This is a genomic window from Halomonas sp. E14, from assembly GCF_052568415.1.
On sequence record NZ_CP199423.1, the window covers coordinates 3,716,784 to 3,742,798 of the forward strand.

General features: G+C 64.7%; 25 protein-coding genes and 1 pseudogene. 9 read left to right on the forward strand and 17 right to left on the reverse strand.

Translation table 11 applies throughout. The annotated features are described in order from the left end of the window. Positions 1–15: 15 nt before the first annotated feature. The 11 genes from ACT7B3_RS17515 to argC form a co-directional block, all read right to left on the reverse strand. Complete coding sequence (locus tag ACT7B3_RS17515; RefSeq protein ID WP_445158805.1) at positions 16–552, reverse strand: F0F1 ATP synthase subunit delta; 537 nt, start codon at positions 550–552, stop codon at positions 16–18. Between the two features lie 12 nt (positions 553–564). Beyond that, positions 565–1,035: a F0F1 ATP synthase subunit B gene (locus tag ACT7B3_RS17520; protein ID WP_444678897.1), complete on the reverse strand. Its 471-nt coding sequence runs from the start codon at positions 1,033–1,035 to the stop codon at positions 565–567. Positions 1,036–1,108: 73 nt separating this feature from the next. Beyond that, positions 1,109–1,336, reverse strand: coding sequence for a F0F1 ATP synthase subunit C (gene atpE / locus ACT7B3_RS17525; RefSeq protein ID WP_010625958.1), 228 nt, complete (start codon positions 1,334–1,336; stop codon positions 1,109–1,111). Positions 1,337–1,405: 69 nt separating this feature from the next. Then, a complete protein-coding gene (gene atpB, locus ACT7B3_RS17530) occupies positions 1,406–2,236 on the reverse strand; it encodes a F0F1 ATP synthase subunit A (protein WP_444678896.1) in 831 nt (276 codons plus the stop codon). Between the two features lie 11 nt (positions 2,237–2,247). Further along, positions 2,248–2,619, reverse strand: coding sequence for an ATP synthase subunit I (locus ACT7B3_RS17535; RefSeq protein ID WP_445158806.1), 372 nt, complete (start codon positions 2,617–2,619; stop codon positions 2,248–2,250). Between the two features lie 222 nt (positions 2,620–2,841). Next, entirely contained in the window at positions 2,842–3,753 is a 912-nt protein-coding gene (locus tag ACT7B3_RS17540) for a ParB/RepB/Spo0J family partition protein (RefSeq protein ID WP_444678894.1), read from the reverse strand. Between the two features lie 49 nt (positions 3,754–3,802). Beyond that, positions 3,803–4,573, reverse strand: coding sequence for a ParA family protein (locus ACT7B3_RS17545; RefSeq protein ID WP_444678893.1), 771 nt, complete (start codon positions 4,571–4,573; stop codon positions 3,803–3,805). Between the two features lie 25 nt (positions 4,574–4,598). Continuing rightward, positions 4,599–5,264 (reverse strand): 16S rRNA (guanine(527)-N(7))-methyltransferase RsmG, encoded by a 666-nt coding sequence (gene rsmG, locus ACT7B3_RS17550; protein WP_444678892.1) that lies wholly within the window; start codon positions 5,262–5,264, stop codon positions 4,599–4,601. Further along, the gene (gene mnmG, locus ACT7B3_RS17555) at positions 5,261–7,156 is read right to left on the reverse strand and encodes a tRNA uridine-5-carboxymethylaminomethyl(34) synthesis enzyme MnmG (protein ID WP_445158807.1); all 1,896 of its coding nucleotides are present in this window, start codon (positions 7,154–7,156) and stop codon (positions 5,261–5,263) included. Before mnmG ends, rsmG begins: the two co-directional genes overlap by 4 nt. A 591-nt stretch (positions 7,157–7,747) precedes the next feature. Continuing rightward, positions 7,748–8,101: an iron-sulfur cluster insertion protein ErpA gene (gene erpA, locus ACT7B3_RS17560; RefSeq protein ID WP_444678890.1), complete on the reverse strand. Its 354-nt coding sequence runs from the start codon at positions 8,099–8,101 to the stop codon at positions 7,748–7,750. Positions 8,102–8,196: 95 nt separating this feature from the next. After that, positions 8,197–9,231 carry an N-acetyl-gamma-glutamyl-phosphate reductase gene (argC, locus tag ACT7B3_RS17565; protein WP_445158808.1) on the reverse strand — a complete coding sequence of 345 codons (1,035 nt, stop codon included), beginning with the start codon at positions 9,229–9,231 and terminating at the stop codon, positions 8,197–8,199. Positions 9,232–9,353: 122 nt separating this feature from the next. Here argC and ACT7B3_RS17570 point away from each other — a divergent pair, with 122 nt between their 5' ends. From ACT7B3_RS17570 to ACT7B3_RS17590, 5 genes and pseudogenes are all read left to right on the forward strand, one after another. Further along, positions 9,354–11,111 carry a chloride channel protein gene (locus ACT7B3_RS17570; RefSeq protein WP_445158809.1) on the forward strand — a complete coding sequence of 586 codons (1,758 nt, stop codon included), beginning with the start codon at positions 9,354–9,356 and terminating at the stop codon, positions 11,109–11,111. Between the two features lie 149 nt (positions 11,112–11,260). Beyond that, positions 11,261–11,692, forward strand: a complete 432-nt coding sequence (gene hemJ, locus ACT7B3_RS17575) for a protoporphyrinogen oxidase HemJ (RefSeq protein ID WP_444678889.1) — start codon at positions 11,261–11,263, stop codon at positions 11,690–11,692. A gap of 1 nt (position 11,693) precedes the next feature. After that, a pseudogene (gene thiD / locus ACT7B3_RS17580) lies at positions 11,694–12,491 on the forward strand (bifunctional hydroxymethylpyrimidine kinase/phosphomethylpyrimidine kinase); the annotation flags it as partial. A gap of 255 nt (positions 12,492–12,746) precedes the next feature. Beyond that, entirely contained in the window at positions 12,747–14,027 is a 1,281-nt protein-coding gene (hemL, locus tag ACT7B3_RS17585) for a glutamate-1-semialdehyde 2,1-aminomutase (protein ID WP_444678887.1), read from the forward strand. A 29-nt stretch (positions 14,028–14,056) separates the two neighbouring features. Next, a complete protein-coding gene (locus ACT7B3_RS17590; RefSeq protein ID WP_444678886.1) occupies positions 14,057–15,298 on the forward strand; it encodes an AAA family ATPase in 1,242 nt (413 codons plus the stop codon). Between the two features lie 31 nt (positions 15,299–15,329). Here the strand turns inward: ACT7B3_RS17590 and ACT7B3_RS17595 are convergent, their stop codons facing one another. Together ACT7B3_RS17595 and ACT7B3_RS17600 are read right to left on the reverse strand one after the other, a co-directional pair. Further along, positions 15,330–16,019 (reverse strand): LuxR C-terminal-related transcriptional regulator, encoded by a 690-nt coding sequence (locus ACT7B3_RS17595; protein WP_444678885.1) that lies wholly within the window; start codon positions 16,017–16,019, stop codon positions 15,330–15,332. Between the two features lie 521 nt (positions 16,020–16,540). Further along, complete coding sequence (locus ACT7B3_RS17600; protein ID WP_445158810.1) at positions 16,541–17,908, reverse strand: sigma 54-interacting transcriptional regulator; 1,368 nt, start codon at positions 17,906–17,908, stop codon at positions 16,541–16,543. A gap of 327 nt (positions 17,909–18,235) precedes the next feature. On the opposite strand from ACT7B3_RS17600, the gene rdgB reads away from it, so the two are divergent. The 4 genes from rdgB to ACT7B3_RS17620 all read left to right on the forward strand — a co-directional run bounded on the left by rdgB (position 18,236) and on the right by ACT7B3_RS17620 (position 21,698). Then, positions 18,236–18,850 carry an RdgB/HAM1 family non-canonical purine NTP pyrophosphatase gene (rdgB, locus tag ACT7B3_RS17605; protein ID WP_445158811.1) on the forward strand — a complete coding sequence of 205 codons (615 nt, stop codon included), beginning with the start codon at positions 18,236–18,238 and terminating at the stop codon, positions 18,848–18,850. Then, positions 18,847–20,031 (forward strand): radical SAM family heme chaperone HemW, encoded by a 1,185-nt coding sequence (gene hemW, locus ACT7B3_RS17610; protein ID WP_445158812.1) that lies wholly within the window; start codon positions 18,847–18,849, stop codon positions 20,029–20,031. The genes rdgB and hemW overlap by 4 nt, the downstream gene beginning before the upstream one ends. A 31-nt stretch (positions 20,032–20,062) precedes the next feature. Then, entirely contained in the window at positions 20,063–20,740 is a 678-nt protein-coding gene (locus ACT7B3_RS17615) for an OmpA family protein (protein ID WP_444678881.1), read from the forward strand. Positions 20,741–20,849: 109 nt separating this feature from the next. After that, on the forward strand, positions 20,850–21,698 hold the full coding sequence (locus tag ACT7B3_RS17620) for a 23S rRNA (adenine(2030)-N(6))-methyltransferase RlmJ (protein WP_445158813.1): 849 nt from the start codon (positions 20,850–20,852) through the stop codon (positions 21,696–21,698). Between the two features lie 10 nt (positions 21,699–21,708). Here ACT7B3_RS17620 and mnmE read toward each other — a convergent pair whose 3' ends face one another. The 4 genes from mnmE to rpmH form a co-directional block, all read right to left on the reverse strand. Continuing rightward, entirely contained in the window at positions 21,709–23,079 is a 1,371-nt protein-coding gene (gene mnmE / locus ACT7B3_RS17625; RefSeq protein ID WP_445158814.1) for a tRNA uridine-5-carboxymethylaminomethyl(34) synthesis GTPase MnmE, read from the reverse strand. Positions 23,080–23,186: 107 nt separating this feature from the next. Continuing rightward, positions 23,187–24,878: a membrane protein insertase YidC gene (gene yidC, locus ACT7B3_RS17630; protein WP_445158815.1), complete on the reverse strand. Its 1,692-nt coding sequence runs from the start codon at positions 24,876–24,878 to the stop codon at positions 23,187–23,189. Between the two features lie 118 nt (positions 24,879–24,996). Continuing rightward, complete coding sequence (gene rnpA / locus ACT7B3_RS17635) at positions 24,997–25,368, reverse strand: ribonuclease P protein component (RefSeq protein WP_444678879.1); 372 nt, start codon at positions 25,366–25,368, stop codon at positions 24,997–24,999. Between the two features lie 13 nt (positions 25,369–25,381). Beyond that, positions 25,382–25,516 (reverse strand): 50S ribosomal protein L34, encoded by a 135-nt coding sequence (gene rpmH, locus ACT7B3_RS17640; protein WP_010626003.1) that lies wholly within the window; start codon positions 25,514–25,516, stop codon positions 25,382–25,384. Positions 25,517–26,015 lie beyond the last annotated feature (499 nt).

A 26,015-nucleotide genomic window follows, 5' to 3' on the forward strand; every position in this document is an offset into this window, starting at 1 on the left:
CCATGTCCCTCAGACTCAGGCGGTAAGGGCTTCGGAGAGGCGGTTCAGCCGACCGCGCACCGACCCGTCGATGACGGTGTCGCCGGCGCGCAGGATGACGCCCCCGATAAGCTTCGGATCCACCTGAGTGGTAATGGAGATTTCGCGATTCAGCCGCTTCTTGAGCGCGCCTGCGAGCTTGTTCTGCTGCTTGTCGTCGAGCGCGAAAGCCGACACCACGGTGACGTCGACACGCTTGTCATGGTCGGCGCGCAGCCGTTCGAACTGCTCGGCGATGGCACCCAGGGCAGTCAGCCGCCCCTTGTCGGCGAGGGTGTCCAGGAAGCGACGCGCCGCGTCGTCGACCTTGGCCTCGGCCAGTTCGATGACCAGTTCGACCTTGCGGGCGCTGGTCAGCTTGGGGCTGGCGAACAGTTTCTGAGCATCACGCTGCGCAACCACCTGGCCAAGCTTGAGCAGCATATCGGACCAGGCTTCCAGCGCCTTGTGGTCACGCGCGTACTCGAATGCCGCCTTGGCGTAGGGGCGTGCGACGGTAGACGTTTCCGCCATGGGTCACCTCCTTCACAGTTCGGCAGCAAGCTTGTCGAGCAGCTTGCGGTGTGCCTTCTCGTCGATGGAGGCTTCCAGAACACGCTCGGCACCGACGATGGCAAGGGTTGCCACCTGGGCGCGAAGCTCTTCCTTGGCGCGATTGATTTCCTGGTCGATCTCGGCACGGGCGCCAGCGACCAGGCGCTCGCCTTCGGCACGGGCCTGCTCGCGGGCTTCCTCGATCATCTGAGTGGAGCGCTTGTGCGCCTGCTCGAGAATCTGTGAGGCCTGCTCCTTGCTCTCGCGCAGCGTCTGAGCCGCCTGCTCCTGAGCAAGCTCGAGGTCGCGGGAAGCCCGGCTGGCCGCGTCGAGGCCATCGGCGATCTTCTTCTGGCGCTCGTGGAGCGCAGTGCTGATCGGCGGCCACACGTACTTGATGCAGAACCAGACAAAGATCGCAAACGCGATCGTCTGCCCGATAAGCGTCATGTTGATATTCACGGGTATGTACCTCTGACGGGTTCGTGGCGACCGGATAGAAGCGAACCGAGCGCCTCAGCGCTCGGTGCTGTCATTAACCGGCAACGACGAAGATCAGGTACATCGCGATACCGACGCCGATCATCGGCACGGCGTCAAGCAGACCGGCCATGATGAAGGTACGAGTCTGCAGCTGGTCGCCCAGCTCAGGCTGGCGAGCGGTGGACTCGAGCAGCTTGCCGCCCAGCATGGCGAAGCCGATGCCGGTAGCCAGGGCGCTAACGCTGATGATGATGGCGGCGGCAAGGTAGACGATTTCCATGATGTTGCTCCTACTAGTTTGATGGTGAGGTCGGGTTTCGAGTTACTGCGTTTGCAAAGGTTGCTTGGTTCAGTGGTGTTCGTGCGCGGCACTCAGGTACACGAGCGTCAGCGTCGTGAAGATGAAGGCCTGCAGCGTCACCACCAGGATGTGGAAAATGGCCCACGGCACGTCGAGCACCCAGATCGCCCAGAACGGCAGCAGCGCGATCAGGATGAAGATCACCTCGCCGGCAAACATGTTGCCGAACAGTCGCAGCGCCAGGCTGATCGGCTTGACGATCAGGCCGACGATTTCGAGGATCAGGTTGAACGGAATCAGCAGCCAGTGGTTGAACGGCGTGAGCGACAGCTCCTTGGCGAAGCCGCTGGCCCCCTTCGCCTTGATGCTGTAGTAGACGATCAGGATGAACACGCCCAGCGCCATGCCGAGGGTGGCGTTGACGTCGGTGGTCGGCACGATCTTCATGTACTCGAAGCCGAGGCGGGCGAACAGCTCGGGGAAGTAGTCGACCGGAATGATCTTGAGCGTGTTCATCAGCAGGATCCACATGAACAGCGTCAGCGCGATCGGCGCGATATGGGGATTCTTGCCGTGGAAGGTGGCGCGGGTCAGGTTCTCGATGAACTCGATGACCATCTCGACCGCATTCTGCAGCCCGCCGGGAACCCCGGTGGTGGCCACTTGCCCCGCCTTGCGGAATAACCAGAGGAACAGCGCCCCCATGGCGATCGACCAGCCCATGGTGTCGAGGTGAATCGCCCAGAAGCCCATTTCGGCAGCCTCGGTGGAGCTGCTGGCGATCTTCCAGCCGAGTTCGGGATGGTTGCCGAAGGTCAGGTTCTGAAGGTGGTGCTGTATGTAATAGATCGCGGATATTTCATTATCTGCTGCTGCCATACGCTGCTACCTCAGGTTCGTTGGGTCGGCCTGTCACGCACGAGCCATGGGGTCAGCCAGTGCATGAGTTGCGCCGCCACATATGCGACAAAGAAAAAAGCCGGGTTTGAAGGGGGCACTGTCACGAACACGATCGCGAACAGTGCCACCGTCAAACCGAACTTCCCCATGGCTGCCTGATAGAGGTTCATCACGCTGACCCGTGGCCGCCGCCCATCCCGCACCCGCTGGCCGCGCCACACGAAGTAGAGCGAGGGCAGCAGCGCCACCAGTCCACCCGTCACCGCGGACAGCCCCCCTTCCGGGCCGTGCCGCAGGCCAGCCAGCAATGCGATGATCAGGATTGCCAGACCCTGAGCCAGGAACAGGCGGGTGTAGTCCAAGCGCCGGCGCCTCATGGCAATGTTTCTGTGCATCCTGTCGACATTCCTGCCCTGCCTTGGCAGGGGCTGGGAGCCGGCGTAGCCGAGCGTGACACTCAGGCAAACAACGGCGGATTATAGGGAAGCGCCTCACCCCCTTCAACCGGACAAGGAGCTTTTGCGCATGAATGCTGTGGCTTTGCGACCAAAGATGAACGCAATTGTCGACACAGCGGGCACTACCTAGCGAATGTGCTCCAGAATGCCGTCCAGCTCGTCAAGACTGGAGTAGCGAATCGTCAGCCGCCCCTTGCCGCCGCGGCCATGCTGGATCTTGACCGGCGCACCCAGCAGCTCGCCGAGGCGAGACTCCAGGCGCGACACATCGGGGCTGACGGCAGGGCTTTCGCCCTTCTTCGGTTCGCCCTGGGTCAGGCGTTTCACCAAGGCCTCGGTGTCGCGCACGGTGAGATCCTTGTTGACCACCTCATGGGCGGCGCGCCGCTGCTTGGCGGGCGACAGTACCAGCAGCGCCCTGGCGTGGCCCATGTCGAGATCGCCGCGCTCGAGCAGCGTCTGCACCTCGGGGTCGAGCGCCAGCAGGCGCAGCAGGTTGGCCACCTGGGCGCGGGACTTGCCGACCGCATCGGCGACCTGCTGCTGGGTCAGCGCAAACTCCTCCAGCAGGCGCTTGAGCGCCAGCGCCTCCTCCACCGGGTTGAGGTTCTCGCGCTGGATGTTCTCGATCAGGGCCAGGGCCAGGGCGACCTCGTCGCTGACCTCGCGGATCACCGCCGGGATGGTGTCGAGCTCGGCCAGCTGAGCGGCGCGCCAGCGCCGCTCGCCGGCGATGATCTCGTAGCGCGATTCGCCGATGGGGCGTACCACGATCGGCTGCATCACGCCCTGGGCGCGGATGGAGTCGGCGAGTTCCTCCAGGGCTTCCGGCTGGATATCGCGCCGCGGCTGGTACTTGCCGCGGCACAGCTGGACCAGCGGCAGGCGCTCGAGGCGCTCCGGAGCGGGAGCTGCCGCGGGCGCCTGGGCCGCGCCGGGCGAGGCCTCCTGCTCGGGCAGCTCGAGGCTCTCGCGGCGGCGCGAACCGGCACCGATCAAGGCGTCCAGGCCGCGGCCCAAGGCGCGTTTTCGCGTCATCTACTTTCCCTCATCATGACGAGCGGACACGACAGGTGGAGGCCTGGCACTACAGCGACAGGCGACGAATCAGTTCCTTGGCCAGCACCCGGTGGGCCTGGCTGCCGCGCGAGAAGCGCGCGTACTTGGTCACCGGCAAGCCATGGCTGGGGGCCTCGGCCACCCGCACGTTGCGCGGGATGGTGGTCTTGAGCAGGGCGTCGCCGAAGTAGTCGCGCAGCTGCTTGGAGACATCCCGGGTGAGGCTGTTGCGGGCATCGAACATGGTGCGCAGGATGCCGTCGATGGCCAGCGCCGGGTTCACGCTGTCCTTGATCTGCTCCACGGTGTCAAGCAGCGCCGAGAGCCCTTCCAGGGCGTAGAACTCGCACTGCAGCGGGATCAGCACGCCATGGGCGGCGGTCAGCGCATTGACGGTGAGCATGTTGAGCGACGGCGGGCAGTCGATCAGCACCACGTCGTATTCGCCGGCCACGCTGGCCAGGGCCTCGGCAAGGCGGCGCTCGCGCCCTTCGGCAAGCTCGAGCAGCTCCACCTCGGCGGCGGTCAGGTCGCCGTTGCCGGGCAGCAGCGAGTAGCCGGCGGCAGGGCAGTCGAGCATCACCTCGGCGGCGCTCTTCTCGCCCAGCAACAGGTCGAGCACGCTGCCCTCCAGGCTGTGCTTGTCGACGCCGCTGCCCATGGTCGCGTGCCCCTGGGGGTCCAGGTCGACCAGCAGCACGCGGCGATCCAGGGCGGCGAGACTGGCAGCCAGGTTGACGGTGGTGGTGGTCTTGCCCACGCCACCCTTCTGGTTGGTCAAGGCGATTATCCGGGTCACGGCGATATCCTTGCGTCGATGCCGCTCAATCACGGCCTGGGTTGGAATCGGATCGCTCGACAATCACAAGCTGACGCTCACCCGAACTGAACGGCACCCGGTAGGCGTGGCGCTCTCGAATCACCGTCCCGGCGGGGAGTTCGGCCAGCTCCTCCTCGACCGCCGGCCCCTTCATCGCCAGCCAGCGGCCTTGAGCGGCCAGCAACGGCTCGGTGAGGCGCAGGAAGTCGCCCAGGCTGGCGAAGGCGCGCGAGATCACCTGCAGGTAGCCGCCGGAGCGCGGCGTAAACGCTTCGACCCGGGCCTGCACGGGGGTGACATTGCCAAGCCCCAGCTCCATGACCGCCTGGCGCTGGAAGCGCACCTTCTTGCCGTTGCTGTCGAGCAGGGTGACCGCGAGCTCCGGCTCGAGGATTGCCAGCACCAGGCCCGGCAGGCCGGGGCCGGCGCCGACGTCGAGCAGCGGCGCATCGCTGACGAAGGGCAGCACCGCAGCGCTGTCGAGCAGATGCCTGGCCACCATCTCGTCGGGTGAACGTACCGCGGTGAGGTTATAGGCGCGATTCCACTTGTGCAACAGTTCGACCAGCCGCAGCAGCCGTTCGCGCTGCTGCGCATCGACGCGAATCGTCAGCTGTTCGAGGCCGTCGTCAAGCCGTGTTTCCACCAAGGGCGAGATCGCGTGGCTCATGCTTGGCTCACCCGGTTGTCCTCGAGCAGGCGGCGCTTCTTCAGGTGGATCAGCAGGATCGATACCGCGGCGGGCGTCACCCCGGAAATCCGCGAGGCCTGGGCCAGCGTCTCGGGACGCGCCTCGGCGAGCTTCTGGCGGATCTCGTGGGACAAGCCCTCGACCCTGGCGTAGTCGAGATCGGTGGGCAGCGGCGTGGCCTCGTGGCGCTTGAGCTTGTCGATCTCGTCCTGCTGACGGTCGATGTAGCCCTGGTACTTGGCCTGGATCTGCACCTGTTCAGCCACCGCTTCATCATCCACGGGCTCGCCGGCGAGGTGGGCCACGTCGGCATAGCCGAGCTCGGGGCGCTTGAGCAGATCGAGCAGGCTGTACTCACGGGCCAGCGACTTGCCGGTCCTGGTCTCGATGGCCTCGGCAGCGGCCGTGCCGGGCTGTACCCAGCTGGCCTTGAGCCGGGCGCTCTCGCGCTCGATCGCCTCACGCTTGGCGCTGAACGCGGCCCAGCGAACGTCGTCGACCAGCCCCAGCTCGCGGCCGGCCTCGGTGAGGCGCAGGTCGGCGTTGTCCTCGCGCAGCAGCAGCCGGTACTCGGCGCGCGAGGTGAACATGCGGTAGGGCTCCTTGGTGCCTAGCGTGATCAGGTCATCGACCAGCACGCCGAGGTAGGCCTCGTCGCGGCGCGGATGCCAGCTGACCAGCCCCTTGGCGCGGCGCGCGGCATTGAGGCCTGCCAGCAGCCCCTGGGCGCCGGCCTCTTCGTAGCCGGTGGTGCCGTTGATCTGTCCGGCGAAGAACAGGTTGTGGATGAATTTGGTTTCCAGCGAGTGTTTGAGATCGCGTGGATCGAAGAAATCGTACTCGATGGCGTAGCCGGGCCGGGTGATATGGGCGTTCTCGAGGCCCTTGATCGAGCGCACCACCTGTAGCTGCACGTCGAAGGGCAGCGAGGTGGAGATGCCGTTGGGGTAGAGCTCGTGGGTATCGAGGCCTTCGGGCTCGATGAACACCTGGTGGCTCGCCTTGTCGGCGAAGCGGTGCACCTTGTCCTCGATCGACGGACAGTAGCGCGGGCCAACGCCCTCGATCACGCCGGAGTACATCGGCGAGCGGTCGAGATTGGCGAAGATGATCTCGTGGGTGCGCTCGTTGGTGTGCGCAATGTGGCAGCTCACCTGGCGCGGGTGCATGTCGCGGCTGCCCAGGTAGGACATCACCGGGGTGGGCGAGTCGCCCGGCTGCTCCTCGAGCACCGAGAAGTCGACGCTTTTGGCATCCAGCCGCGGTGGGGTGCCGGTCTTGAGCCGGTCGACCCGGAACGGCAGCGCGCGCAGGCGTTCGGCCAGGGCGTTCGAGGGCGGATCGCCGGCGCGCCCACCGCGGCTCTGTTCGAGGCCGATATGAATCACGCCGCCAAGGAAGGTGCCGGTGCACAGCACCACGCTCTCGCTCAGGAAGCGGATGCCGGTTTCGGTGACTACGCCACGTACGCTGTCGCCTTCGACGATCAGGTCCCCCGCCGCCTGCTGGAATAGTGTCAGGTTGGCCTGGTTTTCCAGCATGCCGCGAATCGCTGCCTTGTAGCGCACGCGGTCGGCCTGGGCGCGAGTGGCGCGCACGGCAGGGCCCTTGCGGCCGTTGAGCACACGGAACTGGATGCCACCGAGATCGGTGGCCAGGCCCATGGCACCGCCCAGTGCATCGATCTCCTTGACCAGATGACTCTTGCCGATCCCGCCAATGGCGGGATTGCAGGACATCTGGCCCAAGGTCTCGATGTTGTGGGTCAGCAGCAGGGTCTGACAGCCCATGCGGGCGGAGGCCAGGGCGGCTTCGGTTCCCGCATGGCCGCCGCCGATGACGATGACGTCAAAGCGGTCGGGATACTCCAAGGTGCACCTCGTTGCGCTGCGCGCGGATATTGCCGGGGATCGAAAATAGCCTGGCAGTATAAACCCCCTGTGGGTAAGCGTCAGGGGTTTTCCACACCCCGTTTTTCGTCCTTCGGTAAACAAATAAAATAAGAAGAGTTAAAAGAGAAGTTCTGTTGTGGTTGTAACTACTGGTGTGGATAGATTCAGTGGATAAGGAGTAATTAACTTTTAAAGTCAATAAGTTGCCTTGTTGGCTTTTGCGCTGGAAAAGGGCGGACTGCCTCTGGGTCTCCGGTGTCCAGCCTGTGGATGAAAGGCAGACTTGCCCACAGCCGCCGCTGTCCCCGGCTTTTCCACCGCCCCCTACCGCGCTTGTTACCGCGACTGTGAACACCGGCGTAAGATCGGCTGAAACGGCGGGGTCATGCGTCCTGTCGGCAGGTTGGACTTGCCAGAGCCGAAAAGTTATCCACAGACGAAAAAAACCCCGCCGGAGCGGGGTTTTTCGTTATTCGCGTTAAACAGTGTCGCGTTGGCCAGGCCTATCGGCGTAGGTGGTAGGCCGAGCGGGGATGCGTTGCCGCTGGTCAGGGTGATGCGGCAGTGCCCTCACACCATGAAGGAGGCGCCGCAGCCGCAGGTGGTGGTGGCGTTGGGGTTCTGGACCAGGAAACGCGCCCCGGCGAGCCCCTCCTCGTAGTTTACCGTGGAGCCGACGAGGTACTGGTAGGAGAGCTCGTCGACCACCAGGGCGACGTCGCCGAAGGCGATCACGGTGTCGTCGTCGCCCACGGCGTCGGCGAAATCGAAGCCGTACTGGAAGCCGGAGCAGCCGCCTCCCGTGACATACACCCGCAGCTTGAGCTCGGGATTGCCTTGTTCCGCGATGAGCGCCTGGAGCCGCTGGCGTGCGGCTGCAGTGAGCATCATGGGCGTAGGCGTGAACGTTTCTGCGCCGCTCATGGGCATCCTCCCCTGAGCCGAAAATGAATGGTCTGACAGTGAATTATCCACAAACCCGAGCAAAAGGGTCAACTATTGCTCGGGATGCGTCGCCTTCAGGGCATCATGGCCGGCGCCTGGAGCCCGGCGCTCTCGTCGAAGCCGAACATCAGGTTGAGGTTCTGAATGGCCTGCCCCGAGGCACCCTTGACCAGGTTGTCGATGACGGAGAGCACCACCACGGTGTCGCCGTCCCCCGGGCGATGCACCGCCAGGCGGCACAGGTTGGCGCCCTTCACGCTGCGGGTTTCCGGGTGGCTGCCGGCGGGCATCACGTCGACGAAGGGCTCCTTGGCGAAGCGCCGCTCGAACAGCGCCTGCAGGTCGCCCGGCTCGCCCAGCAGGCGACCGTAGAGCGTGGCATGAATGCCGCGAATCATCGGCGTGAGGTGAGGAATGAAGGTCAACCCGACCGGGCCCTGGGCGGCATCGCCGAGACCCTGACGAATCTCCGGCAGGTGGCGGTGGCCGCCGGCGGCGTAGGCCTTCATCGATTCGCTGGCCTCGGCCAGCAGCGAGGGCACCTTGGCGCCGCGGCCGGCGCCGGTGACGCCGGACTTGCAGTCGGCAATGAGATGCCCGGCGTCGATCAGGCCGGCTTCGAGCAGCGGCAGCAGCCCCAGCTGCACCGCGGTGGGGTAGCAGCCGGGCACGGCGATCAGGCGCGCCTGGCGAATGGCCTCACGGTGCATCTCCGGCAGGCCGTAGATGGCCTCGCCCAGCAGCTCCGGTGCGCCATGCGGCTGGCCGTACCACTGCGCCCACTCGTCGGCGTCACGCAGGCGGAAGTCGGCGGAGAGATCGATCACCCGGGTGCCCTTGGCCAGCAGCTCCCCGGCCAGGGCGTGCGCCACGCCGTGGGGGGTGGCGAAGAATACCGCATCGCAGGCGCCCAGGCGTTCGGCATCGGGTTCGCTGAAGGTCAGGCTGTCGTAATGGCCACGCAGGTTGGGATACATGTCGCAGACGCGCACCCCGGCCTCGGATCGGGAAGTGATGGCGTCGATCTCGACATGCGGATGCTGGGCCAGCAGCCTGAGCAGCTCGACCCCGGTGTAGCCGGTACCACCAACGATTCCAACCTTGATCACGATGGGCTCCTTCATGGGTTGCCTGAAGCACGGCGGCCGGAACTGGGCCACCCTGCCCGGATATGATACACAAGAGTGCCGGGCACCACCCAGCCAACCGCCACCGCCGTACAGGACGCCACGTGCCACAGCCACCCCGCCTTGACTTCAGCCTGGAAGGCTTTCGTCGTCAGCTGGCCAATGTCGATGCGCTGCCCCAGCTCTGCGTGCTGGGCGTGGTGTCGGGCATCCTGACCGGGGCGCTGATGGTCGGGTTTCGCCTGCTGCTCGATCTCGCCGCCCTGGGCTACATGCCGAATGGGAACCATGAGGCCTTCGAGGGGCTGCCTCCCTGGGTACGCGCTGCGCTGCCCCTGCTGGCGGTGCTGGTCATCGGCGTGGGCCTGTGGCGCCAGCCGGCGGCGGCGCGCAAGCTGGGCGTGGGCCATGTGATCGAGCGCCTGACCTACCACCAGGGGCGCTTTCCGCTGCGCAACTGGCTCAATCAATGGTGGGTCGGGGCGGTGTCGGTGCTCGGTGGGCTCTCCGCCGGCCGCGAGGGACCCGCGATCCACCTGGGGGCCGCTGCGGCCAGCGGCATGGGACAGCGTCTCCGGCTACCCCACAATAGCCTGCGCGTGCTGGTGGCGTGCGGCACGGCGGCAGGTATCTCGGCCTCGTTCAACACGCCCATTGCCGGGGTCATCTTTGCCATGGAAGTGGTGATGATGGAGTACACCATTGCGGGCTTCATGCCGGTGATCCTGGCGTCCACCATGGGCGCGCTGGTGGCCATGCTGGTCTACGGCTCCGAGCCGGCCTTCCAGGTGCCGAGCGTGAGCCTCGGTTCGCTGTGGAACCTGCCCTGGATCGTGGTGACGGCACTGTTCATCGGCCTGCTGGCGGGGCTTTTCATCCATGTGGCGCGAAGCGAGCGCATCGCCGGCCTGCCCGTGTGGCTGCGTCTGGCGCTGGTGGCGCTGGCCACCGGCATGGTGGCCTGGTGGTACCCGCAGGTGCAGGGGATCGGCTATGACAGCCTGGCAGCGTCGCTGACCGATTCGCTGAGCATGGACGTGCTGCTGGTGCTGGTGGTTGCCAAGCTGCTGCTGACCGCGCTTACCGTGGCCAGCGGCATTCCCATCGGCATCATCGGGCCCATGCTGGTGGTGGGGGCGGCGGCCGGCGCCCTGGCCGGGCTCGTGGCGGCCTGGGTGTCGCCGCAGCTGGCCGGCGAGACCGGCTTCTACGCCATGCTGGGTATGGCGGCCATGATGGGCGCGGTGCTGCAGGCGCCGCTCGCGGCACTAATGGCGCTGCTGGAGCTCACCCACAACCCCAACATCATCCTGCCCGGCATGCTGGCCGTGGTGGTCTCCGGCCTGACGGCAAGGCAGCTGTGCCGCTGCGAGGGCTTTTTCATCAGCGTCACCCGGCATGGACTGCACCCCCTGCAGCAGCCACTGATGCAGGCGCTGTCACGCGTCTCTGTGCCGGCCGTGATGGAGCGCAGCCTGGTCACCACGCCGCGCATGGTGACGCGCGAGCGTGCGCTGCGCTTGCTCAATGCCAAGCCGACCTGGATCCTGATCCTGCGCTCGACGGATGACAAGCCTACGCTGGCGCTGAAGGCAGCCGACCTGGCACGGGCGCTGATGGACGAGAGCGAGCTGGCGGAGGCGCAACAGCAGGAGGGCTTGATCGATCTGCTCGAAATACCGGGTCAGCGTCTGGAGATGGCGCCGATCCACCTCCAGGCAACGCTCTCCGAGGCCTTCGAGCAAATCGAGGAGCGTGCGGTCGATGCCCTCTACGTGGAGCAGGGGCGCCACCCGAAGACGAAGCGAATTTCGGGTATCATCACCCGCGGTGCCATCGAACGGTACTATTCATTGAAGTGAGGTCGTTGAAGTGAGGTCGTTGAAGTGAGGTCGTTGAAGTGAGGTCGTTGAAGTGAGGTCGTTGAAGTGAGGTGATCGCCGCCCTTTCTCCAGACGGCGGTGTACCTTTGTCTGCTGCCTGTTTCCTTTTTCGCTGCTTGGGAGAGCACATGTACCTGTGGCTCAAGGCTCTGCATATCGTGGCCGTGGTGACCTGGTTCGCCGCGCTGTTCTACCTGCCGCGCCTGTTCGTCTACCACGCCATGGCGCGTGACAAGGGCGAGCAGCAGGCGATCGACCACTTTCTGGTCATGGAGCGCAAGCTCTATCGGGGCATCATGACGCCCTCCATGGTGGCGGTGCTCGGCCTCGGCTTCGGCCTGCTCTACCTGATGCCGCATTGGCTCGGCATGGGCTGGATGCATGTCAAGCTTCTGCTGGTGGTGGTGCTGGTGGCCTACCACCATGTCTGCCTGATCTACCTGAAGCAGTTCGCCCAGGGGCGCTGCACCAAGAGTCATGTGTTCTTCCGCTGGTTCAACGAGCTGCCGGTCATTGCCCTGCTGGCGATCGTGGTGCTGGCGGTGCTGAAGCCCTTCTGACATGGCGCTGGACGCTGGCGCTTCGAACCACCCGCCGGTGGTGCTGGTACTGGCCGGCCATGACCCGACAGGCGGGGCGGGGCTGGTTGCCGACAGTGAGGCGATTGCCGCCTGCGGTGGCTGGGCGTTGACGGTGCCGACCGCGCTGACGGTGCAGAACTGCCGCGACGTGCAGCGCGTGCAGGCGGTCACTCCCGAGCTGATACGCGAGATGGCCGCCGCGCTGAATGACTTTCCCGTCACCGCCATCAAGGTGGGGCTGCTCACGCACCCCGAGACGCTGGAGGCGGTGGCCGAGATCATCGGCGCCTTCCCCGGCGTGCCGGTGGTCGTCGACCCGGTGCTCAAGGCCGGGGGGGGAAGAGAGTTATCCACAACCGCGCTGCTCGAGGCGTTTCGCCGCCGCCTGCTGCCGCTTGTGGATATTCTCACGCCCAATCGCCAGGAATTGATGCGCCTTGCCGGCGTTGCAGGAGGCGACGATTCGGCTCGGGCGGCGGTCCTGCTCGAGCAGGGGTGCGGTGGGGTGCTGGTGACCGGCACCGACACGCCCGGCAGCGAGGTGCCCGCCGAGAGCGTCGAGCATGCGCTTTATGGGCAGGGCGAGGTGCGTCGCTGGCGCTGGCCGCGGCTGCCGGGCAGCTACCACGGCTCGGGCTGTACGCTGGCCGCGGCGCTGGCCGCCCGCCTGGCGGCGGGAGAGTCCTTGTCCGAGGCCTGCGCACAGGCCCAGGCCTTCACCTGGCAGGCACTGGAGGCAGGCTGGCAGCCCGGCCGCGACCAGGCGTTGCCCCGGCGTGGCCTTGCGCCCCCGGGCGGCTTGATCGAAGGCAAGACATCGCCGACTACCGCCTTGCGGCGCTGGCCATGCGAGGTGCAAGCTCAGAGAATGTCGCCAGCGTCGATGGAAACGCCAAGCGGTGGGCAAGTTCACCGCTTCTCCACCGACAGTGACAAGGTTATCCAAGAAGTTATCCAAGAAAATATCCACAGCCTGAAGCCGTCAGGCCGCTCCGTTTTGGAGTGCGATTTTCGACCCAGCCACGAGGTTTCCATGACCACATCCGCAACGCTCTTCGAACAGGCCTGCCGGCATATTCCCGGAGGCGTCAACTCCCCGGTTCGCGCCTTCAAGGGGCTGCATCGACCGCCGGTGTTCATTGAGCGTGCCCAGGGTGCCTATCTGTTCGATGTCGAAGGCAAGCGCTACGTCGACTACGTCGGCTCGTGGGGGCCGATGATCACCGGCCATGCTGACCCGGACGTACTGGATGCCGTGCGTCGCCGGCTGGACAACGGGCTCTCCTTCGGCACGCCGACGGCCATCGAGACCACCATGGCCGACCTAATCTGCGAGATGATCCCCTCCATCGAGATGGTCCGCATGGTCAATTCCGGCACCGAGGCCACCATGTCGGCGATTCGCCTGGCACGCGGCTTCACCGGACGTGACAAGATCGTCAAGTTCGAAGGTAACTACCACGGCCACTCCGACTCGCTGCTGGTCAAGGCCGGTTCGGGTGCGCTGACCCACGGCGAGCCGAGCTCCCCGGGCGTGCCGGCATCGCTTGCCGCCCATACCCTGACGCTGCCCTACAACGATCTCGATGCCGTCGAAGCCTGCTTCGAGGAGATGGGCGGCGAGATCGCCTGCATCATCGTCGAGCCGGTGGCCGGCAACATGAACTGTATCCCGCCGCAGCCCGGTTTCCTGGAAACCCTGCGTCAGGTTTGCACAGAGCATGGCAGTGTGCTGATCTTTGATGAGGTGATGACGGGCTTCCGGGTCGCCATGGGCGGTGCCCAGGCGCACTTCGGCATCGAGCCCGACCTGACCTGTCTGGGCAAGATCGTCGGTGGCGGCATGCCGGTAGGCGCCTTTGGCGGCAAGCGCGAGATCATGGCGCATATCTCGCCGCTGGGGCCGGTGTACCAGGCGGGCACCCTGTCGGGTAACCCGCTGGCCATGGCGGCCGGTATCGCCCTGCTGACCAAGCTGCGCGAACCCGGCTTCCATAACGCCCTGGCCCAGCGGGTGGACACCCTCTGTCATGGGCTGCAGGAGCGCGCCGATGCGGCCGGGATCGACATGATCACCCAGCGGGTCGGCGGCATGTTCGGGCTGTTCTTCACCGGGCAGACGCGGGTCGACAACTTCGCCCAGGCAACGGCCTGTGATGCCGAGGCGTTTCGTCGCTTCTTCGCCGCCATGCTTGAGGAAGGCGTCTACCTGGCGCCATCGGCCTACGAGGCGGGGTTCATGTCCAGCGCCCATACGCCGGAGGACATCCAGCTGACCCTGGATGCCGCCGAGAAGGCCTTCGCGGCCATGTAGACGAAGTCACGCACAGGCAAGGAGCGACCATGAGTGAACGACCAGCGAAACCCGACTGCGACTCTACCGATACGCTCAGCCTGGATGAGCTGATCGATTCGCTGGTGGCATCGCACCTTGCGCTGGTCGATGACCTGCCCTATGCCGGCGCCTCGGGCTCGCTGACGGCGACGCGTGCCCTGGTCGCTGACGAATTCGCTACCCTGGAACGCCGGCTGAGCGGCGAAGAGGATGCCACACGGCTCGCGCGGTTGAAGGTATGGCTGGAGCAGGAACTGGCGAGACTGGCGCCCTACTTTGCCGAGCGCAGCGAACCGCGGTTCAGCTGGGTCGCCGGCCGCCCGCTCATGTCGCTGTGTGATCAGCAGCGTCTGGTGATGGTCAATGCGCTGGATCTCGACCCGTCGGATCCAATGGCGACCCGCCGCCTGGACCGAGGCTTCGACATCGTCTCGCTGCTGGTGGGGCTCTACGTGCGCGGCGAGACCCGCCTGGCGCACTATGCACTGGATCGCTACCTGTGCCTGACCGGCGATTACGCACTGACGCGGCTGATTTCGGTGTTCGCCGTCTGTCGCTCGCTGAGTGGCGCGCGCCGGGCGTTGCAGCGGTGGGATACGGGTGCCGAAACCCAGGCCTTTCACTTGGCTGAGATGCTGACCGAGAGCCGCCAGTACCTTGATCTGGCCGAGCGGGTTTCCGAGTTCCGCTTCCCTCCCTTGATTATCGGCGTCGGCGTGTCGGGCAGCGGCAAGAGCCGTTTCATGGCCGAGGTGGTCGAGCGGCTGGGAGCGGTACGCCTCAGTTCGGACGCCGAGCGGCGGCGCCTGTATGGAATCGATCCACAGGAGGTCGTGCCCAATCCTCCTGTGGATATCTTTTCCGAGCAAGCCACCGAGCGCACCTACCATCGCCTGGCGGCGCTCTCGGGCGTGCTGCTAAATGCCGGCATTGCCACCTGTGTCGATGCGACCTGTCTGACGCGGGCCCAGCGGCGGCTGCTGCGCCAGCAAGGTGAAGCGCGTGGGTTGCCGGTGCTGATCGTCAGCTTCGAAGCGGACGATGCCACCCTCGAGGCGCGTATCATCAAGCGTGCACGCCAACAGGAGGTGGATGAAACCACCAGCCTGGAGGTGTTGCGCCTTCAGCAGCGGCTGTTCGAACCCTTCGACGACGAAGAGCGCCAGCACCTGGTGCATATCGACACCACGGCCGCGAATGCCACCGATACCCTGGCGGCGCTAATACAGCAGCGTGTGTTTACGGTGTGACGCCTGTGCTGAACGGCCCCCTCCGGGCCGTTCAGGCCATGCGTTTCTCGTCGTGCCGGTTTTCGCGCTTGAAGCTCACCGGCACGCTGAACAGGTTACGTCGGGCCCAGTTCATGGCCTGCAACCGGTTGTGCACCTTGATCTTGCGGAAGATGTTGTAGAGGTGTGACTTGACCGTATGCTCGCTGACGAACAGCTTTTCGGCGATTTCTGAATTCGTCGAGCCGGTGCCGAGCAAACCGATGATCTCCATCTCGCGCTGTGTCAGCCCGCAGGCCGGGCGGTAGGAGTTCATCTGCTGGCGGCGCAGCAGCTCGATCATGCGCGACATGAGTGAGCGCGACATCCACAGGTTGTCCTTCTGCAGCGCCTGGATCCCCTTGCAAATCAGGTCGATGCTGTCGTCGCGGTAGAAGATACCCTGCAGGTTGAGCGCCGAGAGAAGCTCGACGGCATGGTCTTCGCCACGCACATTGAAGGCCGCGAGGCTGAGCGCTTCCTTCTCTTCCGCCAGGGCCTGCCACTTCTGCATGTTGCTTTCACTAACGTGGTCCAGATCGAGAATGATCAGCGTGGCGTTGTCGTGATCGATGAGGCTGGACTCCTCTTCGGACACCGCAACGATCTTGTGTTCGATCTTTTCCTGTAAGTGTTCGATAAAGAATTTCGACTGCGGGTTGATATCGGTAACGAGCAGAATCTGTCCTTCCATGATACCCATACTAGACCTCCTTCCCCATATTCGCTCTTGTTTATGTAATGATACGTAAGCAGACTCATTGAGTCTCGATTAAATTAAATGACTTTTCTAATAGCTTTTTTTCATGATAGGGCCAAGCCACCTCATGAGTTTATTAAAGCTGCACAGTTTTCTATAAAATCCATTTTTATCAGATGGTTAAATTATTTCCATGATCCCTGTAAACCGCGGTTCCAATGTGATCATACAAGGGTGAGCGTTTTTATCAACCCTTATAAGCAATGTATCATTTGGTTTGCACTTGCTTTCTTCCAGCTTTCTCATTCTTCTGAATTCGTCGCATCAGACGGTTATGAACGCCCTGGTATTGGCCGTTTCGATTTTTTGTTTCTGATTAGTTACATTCATATTTGAAGCGTTACAAAACGCCAGCAGTATGAGAGCGTCACACTTCGAACAGCGCACGGCAGGTAAGATCGCGTTCCCATGGGCCTTCACCGCCTGGGTCGGACGCTGCTTGCATGTCCGCGGCCGTCGCCGGCTCAAGGCGACGCGCCCGGCTCTGGCTCACCCCTGCGGTCCAAGGCGTGCTTCTCCATCAGCCGGTAGAGGGTCACACGCGAGACCCCGAGTTCGTCGGCCGCTTTCTTTATCTTGTACTGGCTGCGGTTGAGGGCATTCAGCAGTACCTCTCTTTCCGCCACGTTGCGTGCCTCTTCCAGCGTGATGATGTGGCGGTTCGAGCTGCGTCTTTCCAGGCCAAGATCGGCCGGCTTTATCAGTCGCTGCTCGCACATGACCATGGCGCGGCGCACCCGGTTGACCAGTTCGCGCAGGTTACCCGGCCAGGCATACCGCTTCATGAGCACCAGCGCCTCCTGGCTGAAGCCCCTGACGCAGGGCGATTTCTCCTGTGCATAGTCGCGGAAGATGGCGTGGGCCAGTGGCTCGATATCCTCCTGCCGTTCCCTCAAGGGCGGTACTTCCACTTCGAGTACCCGTAAGCGGTGGTAGAGGTCGGGGCGAAAGTGGCCCGCTTCCATGGCCACTTCCAGGTCGGCATGGGTCGAGGCGATCACTCGCACATCGAAGGGGACGAGTCGCCCTGTTTCAGGATCCGGCAGGGCGCCGCGCTCGATCAGGTGCAGCAGGTCGTGCTGTGCTTGCGCCGAGAGCTCGCTGACTTCATCGAGAAAGAGCGTGCCCCCTGCAGCCTGGGCCAGGGGCTTGGCCGGCTGGTCGTGGCTGGCGGTAGGCCCCGAAGCGGCAGTATTGCTTTCGCCGCGCAACCAGCCGACAGGCAAGGTGGCGCAGCTTACCGCGATGAAAGGCGCCGTTGCCCGTGGTGAACATGCATGGATGGCACGCGCCACGCGCGCCTTGCCGGTGCCAATCTCGCCGCTCAGGTAGACGGGCGCAGCGATGGCGGCCACGCGTGGAAGGCTGTCGAGCATCTTGCCCATGGCGGGAGAGGCGCGCAGCAGCCCCAGCGTCTCGGCCTGGTGTGCGCGTGCCTGGGGCAGTGCCGTGGTGTGTAGGCGCCGCATGGCGACGGCATGCGTCATGAGGCAGTCGATCTGTTCGAGCTGGAAAGGGGCTTGCTGAAAGGCGATGAACAGGTTCGCCATGACCGCCTGCAGGCCGGCATCGGCGGGGAGGTCGCCGTCGACCAGGGCCATCCACGGCAGGTCGGAGCGCAATACCAGCTGCTCCAGCGCCTTTTGTTCGGGAAGGTCGGCCGGGTTCAGGCAGTACAGGCCGGCAGCGTATTCCTCAAAGGAGAGAGGAAGGGTCTGGGGCGAGTCGCTTACCGCATCCACCGCCCACCCCCTGGCTTTCATGTCATCAATGAAGCCTGGCGGGTGACTGCCGAGAGAGCCCACCACCAGTAGTTTGGCCTTGTCTTCCATCTCGATGCATTCCTTTTTCGCTTCACGATGGGTGCCTGGTTGGCGTCATTCCCGGCTGTCTTAAGGCCAACCCTACGGCTGAGCGGCAGCGGAGGTGCCTGACGTACGCTACGTTTCCAGTGGCTCCGGCTGCAAAAACACTGTTTCGGAAAATCCTTGTTAAGATAGGTTACATTAGCGTTCGCAACAACCCTCGCTCCTGAGCGATGCGCATGACGGGAGCCTAAGCCCAAACGGGCTGCGGTTGCCCCCTATTGGCGGCAGTTCAGCTGGCCTGCGTGCTCGTGTACCATGCATGTCGTCATGCCTCAGCCTTAAGGAACTGCCGTGCCCCTCCAAGACGAACTGGTGCTTGCCAGCGGTAACCCGGGAAAGCTTCGCGAGTTTGCCCAACTGCTGGGCGGGCTTGGGCTCAAGGTGCGTCCGCAGTCGGACTTCGGGGTGCACGACGTCGAAGAAACAGGGCTCACCTTCGTCGAAAATGCGCTGCTCAAGGCGCGCGAGGCGAGTCGCGTCAGCGGCCTGCCGGCGCTGGCTGACGATTCGGGGCTGGAAGTCGATGCGCTGGACGGCCAGCCGGGCATCTACTCGGCTCGCTATGCCGGCGAGCCCAAGAGCGATGCGCGCAACAACCAGAAACTGCTCGATGCCCTGGCCGCGGTGCCGACAGCGCAGCGCACGGGGCGCTACTGGTGCGTGCTGGTGCTGTTGCGCCATGCCGAGGACCCGGTGCCGCTCATCGTTCAGCAGCGCTGGGACGGCCAACTGCTCGAGGCGCCGCGTGGTGAAGGCGGCTTCGGCTATGATGCGCTGTTCTGGCTGCCGGAGCAGGGCAGGAGCGTTGCCGAGCTGAGCGCCGAAGACAAGAACCGCTTGAGCCACCGTGGTCGCGCCTTGCGCGAGCTGATGGCAGCACTGCGCGCATCGCCGGGCTACCTGTGACAGCAAGCTTGCCGCCGCTATCGCTCTATGTGCACGTACCCTGGTGCGTGCGCAAATGCCCCTACTGCGACTTCAATTCACACGCGGTCGGTCGTAGCGATGCGCTGCCCGAGGCGGAGTATCTCGAGGCGCTGATCCAGGACCTTGAGGCCGACCTGCCGCTGTGCGAGGGCCGCCCGCTGGCAAGCGTGTTCATCGGTGGCGGTACCCCCAGCCTGATGTCGGCCGAGTTCTATCTCGAGCTGCTGGCGGCGGTCGCCCGGCGCTTGCCCTTGGCAGCCGATATCGAGATCACCCTGGAAGCCAACCCCGGCACGCTTGAGCGCGGCCGTTTCCAAGGCTACCGCCGCGCGGGCATCAATCGTCTTTCCCTCGGCGTGCAGAGCTTCCACGATGGCCAGCTTGCCGCGCTTGGGCGTATCCATTCAGGCGAGGACGCCGTGACGGCCATGCGTGAAGCGCGCCAGGCCGGCTTCGACAACATCAACCTCGATCTGATGCACGGCCTGCCCGAGCAGACCCCGGCCATGGCGCTGGCCGACCTCGAGCGCGCCCTGTCGCTCGAGCCGGAACATCTCTCCTGGTACCAGCTTACGCTGGAGCCCAACACCGCCTTCTTCACCAGCCCGCCCGTCCTGCCCGAGGAAGAGTTGCTGTGGGACATCCAGGACCAGGGCCACGCCTACCTGGAGGCCGCCGGTCTGCGGCGCTACGAGATCTCCGCCTACGCCAGGGCCGGCCGGCGCTCGCGTCACAACCTCAATTACTGGCAGTTCGGCGACTACCTGGGTATCGGTGCCGGCGCCCATGGCAAGCTCAGCCGGCGGAATACGGCGGGCGATTGGCAGATCGAGCGGCGCTGGAAGAGCCGGCAGCCCCAGGCCTATCTGCGCCGGCGCAACGACCCCCAAGGGTTCATCGCCGGCAGCCGGGCGATCGAAGCGGCAGAGCTGCCGCTGGAGTTCTGCATGAACGCGCTGCGGCTGGTCGACGGCGTGCCGGCCTCGGCCTGGTCGTCGCATACCGGCCAGGCCTGGATGGCGCTTGAGAGCCGCCTCGGCGAGGCGCGTAAAAAAGGACTTCTCATGGAAGATGACGAACGACTTCAGCCGACCCCCCAAGGTCTATTATTCTTGAACGAACTGCTGGCTCTCGTTGACCATCAGCCTGATACCCCTTGACCTCGTTACCCTGAGTTTTCGGAGAGACTTCATGTCCAAGACCCATCGCCTCCTCGTGCCGGTTGCCGCTGCACTGCTGCTGGTGGGCTGTGCCACCACCGACCCCTATTCCGGCCAGACCCAGCGTTCCAGCACCATGACGGGTGCCGGCGTGGGTGCCGCGGTCGGTGCGGCCGCCGGTGCGCTGTCCGGCAGTGGCAGCACCAGCCGTCGCGATCGTGCGCTGATCGGAGCCGCCGTGGGTGCGGCCGCCGGTGCCGGTATCGGCGCCTACATGGATCGCCAGGAAGAGCAGCTGCGCGAGAGCATGCGCGGTACCGGGGTCGACGTCGACCGCCGCGGCGACGATATCGTGCTCAACATGCCCAGCGGCGTGACCTTCGGCTTCGACTCCAGCGAGCTGACCATGAACGCCCGCAACGCGCTCAACGACGTGGCGGCGGTGCTCACCCAGTACACCGATACCCGGGTGAACATTGCCGGGCACACCGACAGCACCGGCAGCGCCGACTACAACCAGCGCCTTTCCGAGCGTCGCGCGCAGGCGGTGGGCAACTACCTGGCCCAGTCGGGCGTGGCCCGGCAGCGCCTCTACATGACCGGTTACGGCATGAGCCAGCCGGTGGCCAGCAACGCCACGGAAGAGGGCCGCGCCCAGAACCGTCGCGTCGAGATCACGCTGTCGCCGATCGAGTCGCAGTTCCAGTAATCGCCTGCCCGTTTCGTCGAAAGGCCCGCTGACGCCGTCAGCGGGCCTTTCGGCGTACAGGCCATGCCAAGCTTGCCGGAGGCCCTCCGGCGGCGAGAGGTTGCCATTCATGCTCTCCTACCAGCATGCCTACCACGCCGGCAACTTTGCCGATGTGCACAAGCATCTCACCCTGCTGGCGGTGCTGCGCCACCTGCAGCGCAAGGCGTCGCCCATCACCTTCGTCGATACCCATGCGGGACGCGGCCTCTACCCGCTGCAGGCCAGCGAGACCCAGCGCTTGGGCGAGTATCGCCAGGGCGTGCTGCCGCTGTGGAACGAACGGGCGGTGCTGCGCGATGAAACGCTGCTTGGCGCCTGGCTGCAGGCGTTGGAAAGCGCGCAGGGCAAAACGAAGACGCTGGCCTGCTATCCGGGGTCGCCCTGGTGGTTGGGCCAGGCGCTGCGCGAGCAGGACCGGCTGTGGCTTTACGAACTGCATCCTGGCGAGCATGATCACCTGGCCCGCCAGGCGGGCGTGGCTGCCCATGCCCGGCGCATCCATGGCGATGGGTTGAAGGGGCTGCTGGCGAACCTGCCGGTGGCGACCCCGCGGCTATGCGTGCTGATCGACCCGAGCTACGAGCGCAAGACGGAATACGACGAGGTGGCCGAGACGGTGATCCAGGCGATGCGCAAGGTGCGCCATGGTGTTGTCTTGGTGTGGTATCCGCTGCTGCCGGCTGCGCGTCACCTGGCGCTGCTGGAGGCGCTGCGCGACGGCGGGCTGCGCAAGATCTGGCGCAGCGAGCTGAGCCTGCACCCGGCTGGCGAGGAGCGCGGCATGTACGGCAGCGGCATGCTGGTGATCAATCCGCCCTGGGGGCTGGCCGAACAGCTCACCGACGCCATGCAGCGCATCGCACCGCTGCTCGGCGAAGCCAGCCGCCACGCTGCCGGCTGGTGGGTGGAGGAGTAGGGCGACCGCCTTACTTGCCGATGCAGAAGCTGCCGAAGATCTCGCCCAGCAGGTCGTCGGCGCTGAACTCCCCGGTGATCTCGGCCAGCGCCTGCTGGGCGTCGCGCAGGTCCTCGGCCAGCAGTTCGCCGGCCCCGTAGCCCGATAGCTGCTCCTCGCCGTTGGTGAGCGCTCGCTGCGCCCGATCCAGGGCGTCGAGATGGCGCCGGCGCGCCGAGAATCGGCCTTCCGTCGCGCCAAGCCCCATGATCGTCTTGAGGTGCCCCTTAAGGCTCTCGATGCCCGCGCCGGTCTTGGCCGACAGTCGTACCACCGGCGTGGCGCCACCCGCCGGGTCGAATCCGGCAGGCTCCTGGCTGGCGTCGATCTTGTTGCGCACCAGGGTCAGGCGTGACGGGTCGGGCAGCCGCTCGACGAATTCGGGCCAGATCGCCATCGGGTCGGTGGCCTCGGTGGTGGCGGCGTCCACCAGCAGCAGCACGCGATCGGCCTGCTCGATCTCGGCCCAGGCGCGGGCCACGCCGATCTGCTCCACGGCGTCCGGGGTGTCGCGCAGCCCGGCGGTGTCGATGATATGCAGCGGCATGCCATCCAGGTGAACGTGCTCGCGCAGCACGTCCCGCGTGGTACCGGCGATATCGGTGACGATGGCGGTTTCCTGCTGGGTCAGGGCGTTGAGCAGGCTCGATTTGCCTGCGTTGGGCCGCCCGGCGATCACCACGTTCATCCCTTCGCGCATCAGCGCGCCCTGGCCGGCTTCGTCGCGCACCCGGGCCAGTTCGTCCTTCACACCCTGTAGTTGCTCGGCGACCTTGCCGTCGGCGAGGAAATCGATCTCCTCTTCGGGAAAGTCGATCGCTGCTTCCACATAGATCCGCAGTTCGATCAGCCGTTGAACCAGGGCATCGACCTGGCGGGAGAACTCACCCTGCAGCGAGCGCAGGGCATTCTCGGCGGCCTGGCGCGAACTGGCGTCGATCAGATCGGCGATGGCTTCGGCCTGGGCCAGGTCGAGCTTGTCGTTGAGGAAGGCGCGTTCCGAGAACTCGCCCGGGCGGGCCAGGCGAGCGCCTAGCTGAACGCAGCGTTCCAGCAACAGGTCCATGATCACCGGGCCGCCGTGGCCCTGCAGCTCCAGCACGTCTTCGCCGGTGAACGACTGGGGGCCGGCGAAGAACAGCGCGATGCCCTCGTCGATCAGCGTGTCGGCGCCATGGAAAGGGCCGTAGTGGGCGTATCGAGGTGCAGGGCAGCGCCCTACCATGGCCTCGGCGATGCTCGCGCACAGCGGGCCGGAGACGCGCACGATGCCGACGCCGCCGCGACCGGGCGGGGTGGCCAGTGCCGCGATGGTGTCCTCGGAATAGAGACGCTGGGACATGGGATCTCACCGTGAGAGAAGGGGCCGACGCAGGCATTCTCCGTTTCGCGGCCCTGAAACGCCAGACCCCTGCCTGGGCAGGGGTCTGGCGCTGTGCCGCGAGACGCTTACTTCTTCGTCTTCAGGGCCTTGCCGACGCTGGGGTCGTTCTCGATCTTGCGGGTGATCACGTACTGCTGCGCGATCGAGATGATGTTGTTGACCACCCAGTAGATGACCAGGCCGGCCGGGAACCACAGGAAGAAGAAGGTGAAGATGATTGGCAGCATCTTCATGATCTTCGCCTGCATGGGGTCGGGAGGCGTCGGGTTGAGCAGCTGCTGCACGTACATCGACACGCCCATCAGGATCGGCAGGATGAAGAACGGATCCTTCATCGAGAGATCCTGGATCCAGAACATGAACGGTGCGTGACGCAGCTCCACCGACTCCAGCAGCATCCAGTACAGGGCGATGAAGACCGGCATCTGCACCAGGATCGGCAGGCAGCCGCCCAGAGGATTGATCTTCTCCTTCTGGTAGAACTTCATCATCTCCTGGGACATCTTTTGGCGGTCGTCGCCGTACTGTTCCTTGAGGCGCTGCATCTCCGGCCCCAGCTTGCGCATACGGGCCATCGACTTATAGGCCTTGGCGGAGAGCGGCCACATGGCCAGCTTGACCAGGATGGTCAGGAAGACGATGGACCAGCCCCAGTTACCGATCAGGCTGTGAATCTGGTCGAGCAGCCAGAACAGCGGGTTGGCGATGAACCATAGCCAGCCGAAGTCGACCGTGAGGCGTAGGTGGGGCGCCACTTCCTCGAGATAACTCTGGACCTTGGGACCCATGTAGAGCGTGGCGCCCAGGCGCGCTTCACCGTCTGCCGCCACCGTGGTCACCGGGCCGGCGAAGGCGGCCACGTTGCGGTTGCGCGAGTCGGTGGTGGCGTACTGCAGGTTCTGCTGGTTCTGGGGCGGGGCCCAGGCCGAGACGAAGTAGTGCTGGATGATGGCGACCCAGCCCCCCTGGACGTCACGGTTGTTGAAGCGCCCGCGCTGGATATCGTCGAAGCCGACCTTCTGGTAGCGCTCGTCCGGAGACGAGTAGGCGGCACCCAGGTAGGAGCTCATGCCCATGGCCACGCCGCTGGAGGGGTCCGGGCTGTTGTCGCGGGCCAGCTGGCCGATGAAGCGGGCGGTCACCGGCTCGTCGGTGTTGTTGGCCAGGTAGTAGCTTACGTCGACCGCATAGCTACCGCGGTGGAAGGTGAAGCGCTTGATGACGTCGACGCCATCGATTTCGGCGGTCAGATCGACCTCAAGTCGGCTGTCCCCGTCGGTCAAGCGGTAGCTGGTGTTGGCGGGCGTGAAGGCGATGCGGCCCGAATGGCCGTCGAGCTGCAGCCCGGAGCGTGCCACGTAGCTGCGCGTCTCGTTGTCCGACAGCAGGACGTAGGGGCGGTCGGAGTCGAGCGTCATGCGGTGCTGTGGCAGCGCCGCGTAGATGATGTCGCCACCCTGCGGGTCGATGCGCACGTCCAGCACGTCGGTGACGACGGCGACCAGGTCACGCGTGGCCGTGGCGCGGGCCGGGTCGGCGGCGATCTCTTCGCCAAGGTCGCCTTCGGCGCGCGGCGCAGCGGGCACTGTGAGGCCCTCGTCGCCGGGAACGACAGTCTCTTCGCCGGGGGCCGGCGTAGTGAAGGCGGGAGCTTCCGGCTCAGGGGCGACCTGGCCGTAGTCCTGGTTCCACTGGACAACGAGCAGGTACGCCAGCACGGCCAGAGGAATCAGTAAAAGGAGTCGTTTTACGTCCATGAGGGTTCTGCCCAATGGGTGGTGAACATGCCGTGGAACGCTAGGCGGTGCCAGTGCGATATACACGAAAGCCTGCCCTGGGCAGGCTTTTCATGGCGGTGACGGGCTCCGCATCCGGTCAGGGTGCCTTCGATTTTCGTACGTCCCGCTCGAGGCGACGCCACATGCCGCTCAGCTGACGATGCAGCGTGGCGCTGTCCAGTCCGACCGCATCGCGTCGTGCCAACACGACGATATCGACGGCGGGGAGCTGGTGCTGCTGCAGGCGAATGGACTCGCGCGTTAGCCGTTTCAGGCGATTGCGGTCCACGGCCCGGCGGACGTTCTTTTTACTGAAGACCAGGCCAAGGCGCGGGTGGTCCAGTCCATTGGGGCACGCCAGGGCCATCAGGCCCTTGCCATGAACCTTGAATGCAGCATGGTCGAAGACGAATCGATATTCCTTCGCAGCAAGAAGACGCAGCTGCTTGGAAAAGCCATGTCCGGACACGTGCCGTCTGCGATCAGGCGCTCAGACGCTTGCGGCCCTTGGCACGGCGGCGAGCCAGGACGGCGCGACCGTTCTTGGTGGCCATGCGAGCACGGAAGCCGTGCACACGCTTGCGCTTGAGAACGCTGGGTTGAAAGGTGCGTTTCATAACTCTTGATTCCCACGTGGTTTATTTGGACGGAACGTCTTCCAGAGAAGTCCTGAGCTCCTGTCGGAACCCAGGGAGATTCGGCTCAAGACCGGAAATTGTAGTGATTTCATGGGGCCGACGCAATTCTTGTTGAACGCTGTTTTCTCGCTGCCTGAACGCGTTCGAGCAATAATTACAAGAGGTTTTCTTGAACCTGTTGTGACTATTACTGGGGATGCTTTTTGTTGATAAGTGGGTTTTTGCCTTTATCTATAGGAAGTTGTGCAAAAAGAAACGCTGTGCACAAACGCCGGATGTCAGGTGGGCAAGGGGTTGGCAGGCTGTGGACAAGGGTTCAGGTTACCCACAGCGGGTGCGAAAAATATAGTTATCCCCAGCGAGCCGGAGTCCTTGAGGAAGGTTTTCCACAGCTCCTCTGGATTCCCGTGTGCGTGTGGATAACCTGGCCGACGAGGGATACAATGGCCGGCCATGCAATAACCGATGGTGAGGTCGA

Bases quoted from the DNA above. Each gene is read 5' to 3' on its own strand.
- ACT7B3_RS17515 (WP_445158805.1), bottom strand. From the start codon at position 552: ATGGCGGAAACGTCTACCGTCGCACGCCCCTACGCCAAGGCGGCATTC.
- atpE (WP_010625958.1), bottom strand. From the start codon at position 1,336: ATGGAAATCGTCTACCTTGCCGCCGCCATCATCATCAGCGTTAGCGCC.
- atpB (WP_444678896.1), bottom strand. From the start codon at position 2,236: ATGGCAGCAGCAGATAATGAAATATCCGCGATCTATTACATACAGCAC.
- ACT7B3_RS17540 (WP_444678894.1), bottom strand. From the start codon at position 3,753: ATGACGCGAAAACGCGCCTTGGGCCGCGGCCTGGACGCCTTGATCGGT.
- rsmG (WP_444678892.1), bottom strand. From the start codon at position 5,264: ATGAGCCACGCGATCTCGCCCTTGGTGGAAACACGGCTTGACGACGGC.
- erpA (WP_444678890.1), bottom strand. From the start codon at position 8,101: ATGAGCGGCGCAGAAACGTTCACGCCTACGCCCATGATGCTCACTGCA.
- hemJ (WP_444678889.1), top strand. From the start codon at position 11,261: ATGTACCTGTGGCTCAAGGCTCTGCATATCGTGGCCGTGGTGACCTGG.
- hemL (WP_444678887.1), top strand. From the start codon at position 12,747: ATGACCACATCCGCAACGCTCTTCGAACAGGCCTGCCGGCATATTCCC.
- ACT7B3_RS17590 (WP_444678886.1), top strand. From the start codon at position 14,057: ATGAGTGAACGACCAGCGAAACCCGACTGCGACTCTACCGATACGCTC.
- ACT7B3_RS17595 (WP_444678885.1), bottom strand. From the start codon at position 16,019: ATGGGTATCATGGAAGGACAGATTCTGCTCGTTACCGATATCAACCCG.
- ACT7B3_RS17600 (WP_445158810.1), bottom strand. From the start codon at position 17,908: ATGGAAGACAAGGCCAAACTACTGGTGGTGGGCTCTCTCGGCAGTCAC.
- ACT7B3_RS17615 (WP_444678881.1), top strand. From the start codon at position 20,063: ATGTCCAAGACCCATCGCCTCCTCGTGCCGGTTGCCGCTGCACTGCTG.
- ACT7B3_RS17620 (WP_445158813.1), top strand. From the start codon at position 20,850: ATGCTCTCCTACCAGCATGCCTACCACGCCGGCAACTTTGCCGATGTG.
- mnmE (WP_445158814.1), bottom strand. From the start codon at position 23,079: ATGTCCCAGCGTCTCTATTCCGAGGACACCATCGCGGCACTGGCCACC.
- yidC (WP_445158815.1), bottom strand. From the start codon at position 24,878: ATGGACGTAAAACGACTCCTTTTACTGATTCCTCTGGCCGTGCTGGCG.
- rpmH (WP_010626003.1), bottom strand. From the start codon at position 25,516: ATGAAACGCACCTTTCAACCCAGCGTTCTCAAGCGCAAGCGTGTGCAC.